Here is a 5,288-nt window from a genome sequence, read left to right on the forward strand (position 1 = left end):
TTGCGCAACCGCCACAAGGCCCAGAGCATCGGCGAGCTGGAGCTGATCCAGGCCGAGCTCAACACCCTGCAGGCGGACCTGCGCCGCGACCTGGCCTATGCCGAGCTGCGCAACAGCTACGGCCAGCTATTCGCCAGCGTCGGGCTCGACCCGCTGCCCAAGGAACTGCCCTCCTATCAGCTCAGCGACATCGCACAGGCCATCAGCGACAGCGAGAGCAGATGGCAGGCAGGCGATATCCAGCCGAGGTAAGCCTCCAGCTCCTATTGATCTGACCCGCAACCTGTACGCGCAACATCCCTCATATGCACCGTTGTAGGAGCGGCCTTGGCCGCGAAGCTTTATTGTCAGGCCTGTTCGCGGACAAGTCCGCTCCTACAAGTGCTTATCGGGCCGGCCCATGCCCCAACCGAGCGTCGTGAGCTATCTCTGTGGGAGCGGCCTTGGCCGCGAAGCTTTGCTGTCAGCCCTGTTCGCGGACAAGTCCGCTCCTACTGGGCGGAGTTCAACCAGCAACTGATCGCGCCCGATCATTCCTTATGTGAGCCGCCCCCCTCCGGGCCGCTCTGCCCTACCTCTCCAACTCCCTTCTTGCGGCGCCCCATTAGCGGGCCTGCCGTGCCCGCCCGGTGCACATCGGCCGCCCTCAGACGCCTTCAAGCGTCTTCTTCCTCGCCTCAATCCGTTGATAAATATCGATTTCCTCAAAGCTGGCACGAATAGCGCTTATAGCGAAGCGGCTTAACAGAAATCGCCACCAGAGCGAATAAAACCAAGGAAAGCCATCCGACACTTTGCGCATTCAGGAGTACCAAATGCTGAAGAAACTGACTCTGGCCCTTTCCACCACCACCCTGGTCTCGCTGGCGGGTATCGCCACCGCGGAAAGCTTCGACAGCCCGCTGGGCAAGTTCGACGTGAGCATGACCGCCACCCTGGCCAGCGACTACATCTGGCGCGGCCAGTCGCAGACCGCCGGCCAGGCCGCCATCCAGGGCAGCCTGGACGTCGCCCACGAGAGCGGCCTGTATGCCGGCGTGTGGGGCTCGAACGTGGACGACGAGGCCTTCCCCGGCAACACCAGCGGGGCCGACGCCGAGATCGACTACTACATCGGCTACGGCTACGGCTTCACCGACGACATCTCCGTCGACCTGCAGCTGGCCAAGTACACCTACCCGCAGGCCAGCGCCTGGAACGGCTACGAGGTGATCCCCAGCATCACCGCCTACGGCTTCACCCTGGGGCACAAGTACGGCGTGGAGACCGGGATTCATCCGACTTACACCTGGGTCGGCTACGAGTACTCGCTGCCGTACGAGCTGACCGTGTTCGCCACCTACGGCCTGACCGACCAGAAGGCCGGCGGCGACGACTACAAGGACTGGAGCCTGGGCATCGGCAAGACCATCCTCGGCCTGGACGTGTCGCTGACCTACACCGATACGGACATCGCGTCGGAGTCCTGCGAGGCGGCCTACGGCAAGGACGACTACTGCGACTCCAACCTGACCGTGGCCGTGTCCAAGTCCTTCTGAAGCAACACCGTCAGAAAAAGCCGCAGCCCCCTGCAGGGCTGCGGCTTTTTTCTGTGACCGTAGGGCGGGTGAAACCCGCGGTCGGACTCGCGGGTTTCACCCGCCCTACACGTATTCCCGGCGGTGCGCGGCGCACCCTACGGGAGGCTCCGAGTGGCGTGTAGGGTGAGCCGTGCACACCGAGAGCCATTCCGCGCTAGTGCTGCAAATGCCCGTAGAGCTTGGCGTACAGCCCGCCTTCGGCGATCAGTTGTTGGTGGTCGCCGTCCTCGGCGATGCTGCCGCCGTCGAACACCAGCACCCGGTCGGCCTGCTTCACCGCGCTCAGGCGGTGCGCCACGATCAGCGTGGTGCGGCCGTTGAGGAAGCGGCCCAGCGCTTCGTGCAGCGCGTATTCGGTGGCGGCATCCAGGGCCGAGGTGGCTTCGTCGAGGATCACCACCTTGGGTTCGGCCAGCACCATGCGGGCAATAGCCAGACGCTGGCGCTGGCCGCCGGACAGGCGCACGCCGGAGCGACCGACCATGCTGTCCAGGCCCTCCGGCAACCCACGAATGGTGGAGGCCAGCTGGGCGATCTCCAGCGCCTGCCAGCAGGCTTCGTCGCTACGGTCGCGGCCCATGCACAGGTTGGCACGCACCGTGTCGTTGAACAGCGCCGGATGCTGCAGCACCACCGCCACGTTCTCGCGCACCCGCTCCAGGCCGATTTCCTCGAGGCTGGCGCCGCCGAAGCGGATGGTGCCGGCCTGGGCCGTGTAGAGGCCGAGCAGCAACTGCACCAGGGTGCTCTTGCCGCCGCCGCTGGCACCGACCAGGGCGACCTTCTCGCCCGGCGCGATGGACAGGTCGAGGCCCTGCAGCACCGGGTCGTCGCGGTAGGCGAAGGTCAGCCCGCGCACCTCGATGCCGACCGTCTCGCGGCCGCGGAACGGGTCGATGCGACCTTCGTGCTGCGGCTCGTCGGCCCGCGCCAGCAGTTCGTTGATCCGCGCCAGGGCGCCGCCGGCAGCGTAGTAGGCGTACTGCAGGCTGAGCAACTGCTCCACCGGACCGATCATGAACCAGAGGTAGCTGAACACGGCGAGCATCTGGCCGATGGTGAGGTCCGACAGCAGCACAGTGAGCATGGCCGCCGCGCGGAACATGTCGATGCCGAACTGGAACAGCAGGCCGCTGGTGCGCCCGGCCGCGTCGCTCTTCCACTGGGAGGCCACGGCGTAGTCACGCACCTCGCGGGCACGCTGGCCGAGACGGCCGAGGAAGAAGCCCTGGCGGTTGCCGGCACGCACCTCCTGGATCGCCTCCAGGGTCTCGGTCAGCGCCTGGGTGAAGCGCGAGGTGCTGTCGTTCTCCAGCTTCTTCAGATGCTTGACTTGCTTGCCCAGCTGCACCGTGGCGTAGATCACCAGCGGGTTGAACAGCAGGATCAGCAGGGCCAGCTGCCAGTGCATCCAGATCAGCACGGCGGCGGTCCCAGTCAGAGTCAGCAACGCCACCAGCACCTTGCTCAGGGTCTCGCCAATGAACTTGTCGAGGGTGTCCAGATCGGTCACCAGGTGGGCGCTGACGGTGCCGCCGCCCAGGTTCTCGTACTCGCCCAGGGCGATCCGCTTGAGCCGCTCGATCAGGCGCACGCGCAGGCGGTAGATCACGTCCTTGGACAGGCCCGCGAACAGCCGTGCCTGCAGCACGTTGCTGACCAGCGCGCCGAGGCGCAGCAGCAGGGTCAGCGCCAGCATCAGGCCGATGTAGCCGATGGCGTTTTCCCAGGCGTCGGGGAGGAAGCGGTCCATGAAGCGCAGCGCCGCGTCGCCCTGCTCCAGCAGGATCTCGTCCACCAGCAGCGGCAGCAGCAGCGGGATCGGCACGCTGCACAGGGTGGCGAACACGGCGATCAGGTTGGCCAGCAGCAGGCCCTTGCGATGACGCATCGCGAGGCGGCGAATCTCCGCCCAGGTCAGGCGATCAGGCATGGGCGGCCTGCTCCAGCCAGCGTCCCAGCAGCGGCGCCAGGGCGTCCAGCGGCTGGTAGCCGTTGGTCAGCAGGGCCAGCTGGCCCGCGCGCTCGGCGAGCAGGGTGGGAAAGCCGGCGATGCCCAGGTCCTGCACCCAGGTGAAGTCGGCCTCGGTGGCCGCCAGCATCGCCGGGCTGTCGAAGGCCGCGGCGAACTCGATGCGCGGGATGCCGGCGCGCTCGGCCAGCTCGACCAGCACCTGGGCGCGGGTGACGTCGCGACCTTCCACGTAGAAGGCGTGCTGGATCAGCTGGAGCAGCGGCCAGGTGCTCTCCTCATCCAGCTCGCGGGCGACGACCAGGGCGCGGCAGGCCGGCCCGGTGTCGTAGACGAAGCCTTCCGGCAGCGCGTCGTCAAAGCCGAACGGCTGGCCGGTGCCGGCATGCACCGCCTGCCAGTGGGCGAGGATGCGCGCCCGCGTCGCCGGGTCGAGCGCCGCCCGCTCCCGGCGCAGCCCGCCGAGCACCAGCCGGGTCGGCACGCCGGCCGCGCCGGCCTGCTCGGCAAGGGCCCGCACCACCGGCGCGAAGCCCCAGCACCAGGAGCACATGGGGTCCATCACATAGAGCAGACGGGCTGGGCGCACGACGCGGTCCTTAGTCGCCAGGCGACGAGATGAGCATGGCTGCAGTGTACGTACAGAGCGGCCGTTTGGGGCAGCGGTTCAGCCTTCCTGCAGCGCCTTGTAGTTGTAGCCGATGGGGTGCGGCAGGTTGCGCGCCTGGGCAATCTCGATCTGCTTCTGGCGCTCGCGGGCGGCCTGGCGGGTCTTCTCCGGCAGGGAGTCCCAGCAGTGCGGGCAGCTGATGCCGGGCGAATAGCGCTCGCTCTGGCGATCCTCGACCGAGATCGGGTTGCGGCAGGCGTGGCACTGGTCGTAGTCGCCCTCGGTGAGGTCGTGGCGCACGGTCACCCGGTTGTCGAAGACGAAGCAGTCGCCGCGCCATTTGGTCTGTTCCTGCGGTACCTCTTCCAGGTACTTGAGGATGCCGCCCTTGAGGTGGAACACCTCCTCGAAGCCCTCGCCGAGCATGTAGCTGGACGCCTTCTCGCAGCGGATGCCGCCGGTGCAGAACATGGCGACCTTCTTGTGCCTGGCCGGGTCGTAGTGGGCCTTGATGTACTCGGGGAACTCGCGGAACGACTTGGTCTTCGGGTCGACGGCGCCTTCGAAGGTACCGATCGCTACCTCGTAGTCGTTGCGGGTGTCGATCAGCAGCACTTCGGGATCGTCGAGCAGGGCGTTCCAGTCCTTGGGCTCGACGTAGGTGCCGACCCGCTGGTTGGGGTCCACGCCCGGCACGCCGAGAGTGACGATCTCCTTCTTCAGCTTGACCTTGGTGCGATAGAAGGGCTGCTCGTCGCAGTAGGACTCCTTGTGGTCCACGTCGGCCAGGCGCGCGTCGCGGCGCAGCCAGGCGAGCAGGCCGTCGATGCCTTCACGGGAGGCGGAGACGGTACCGTTGATGCCTTCCTCGGCGAGCAGCAGGGTGCCCTTCACGCCGTGTTCGAGCATGGTGTTCAGCAGGGGTTCGCGCAGCGCTTGGTAGTCCGGCAGGGAGACGAACTTGTACAACGCCGCCACGACGATCTTGTCGGTCATGGACGCTCTCCAGTGGTCACCCTCGCAAAGGGCGGACCGGGGATGAAAATGGAAGCGCCGGCTGGAGCCGGCGCGGGGGCGATTCTAACCCAGGCGGACATGGCTCTGCAGCCGGCCCGGATCAATGGAG

At 66.8% G+C, this 5,288-nt stretch carries 4 protein-coding genes and 1 pseudogene; 2 read left to right on the forward strand and 3 right to left on the reverse strand.

The genetic code is table 11. From position 1 onward, the window contains the following. Both N5D30_RS25850 and N5D30_RS25855 read left to right on the forward strand, forming a co-directional pair. Positions 1 to 252: pseudogene (locus N5D30_RS25850) on the forward strand (transporter); the annotation flags it as partial. Between the two features lie 563 nt (positions 253 to 815). After that, positions 816 to 1,538, forward strand: coding sequence for a TorF family putative porin (locus N5D30_RS25855; protein WP_220812871.1), 723 nt, complete (start codon positions 816 to 818; stop codon positions 1,536 to 1,538). A 196-nt stretch (positions 1,539 to 1,734) separates the two neighbouring features. Here N5D30_RS25855 and N5D30_RS25860 read toward each other — a convergent pair whose 3' ends face one another. The 3 genes from N5D30_RS25860 to N5D30_RS25870 form a co-directional block, all read right to left on the reverse strand. Continuing rightward, positions 1,735 to 3,513 (reverse strand): ABC transporter ATP-binding protein, encoded by a 1,779-nt coding sequence (locus N5D30_RS25860; RefSeq protein WP_279911299.1) that lies wholly within the window; start codon positions 3,511 to 3,513, stop codon positions 1,735 to 1,737. After that, entirely contained in the window at positions 3,506 to 4,114 is a 609-nt protein-coding gene (locus N5D30_RS25865; RefSeq protein WP_279904021.1) for a DsbA family protein, read from the reverse strand. Before N5D30_RS25865 ends, N5D30_RS25860 begins: the two co-directional genes overlap by 8 nt. A 105-nt stretch (positions 4,115 to 4,219) precedes the next feature. Continuing rightward, complete coding sequence (locus N5D30_RS25870; protein WP_220812869.1) at positions 4,220 to 5,158, reverse strand: rhodanese-related sulfurtransferase; 939 nt, start codon at positions 5,156 to 5,158, stop codon at positions 4,220 to 4,222. Positions 5,159 to 5,288 lie beyond the last annotated feature (130 nt).

Origin of the sequence: Pseudomonas sp. GD03875 (assembly GCF_029840585.1) — a bacterium.
In the GTDB taxonomy this organism is placed as follows: domain Bacteria; phylum Pseudomonadota; class Gammaproteobacteria; order Pseudomonadales; family Pseudomonadaceae; genus Aquipseudomonas; species Aquipseudomonas paralcaligenes.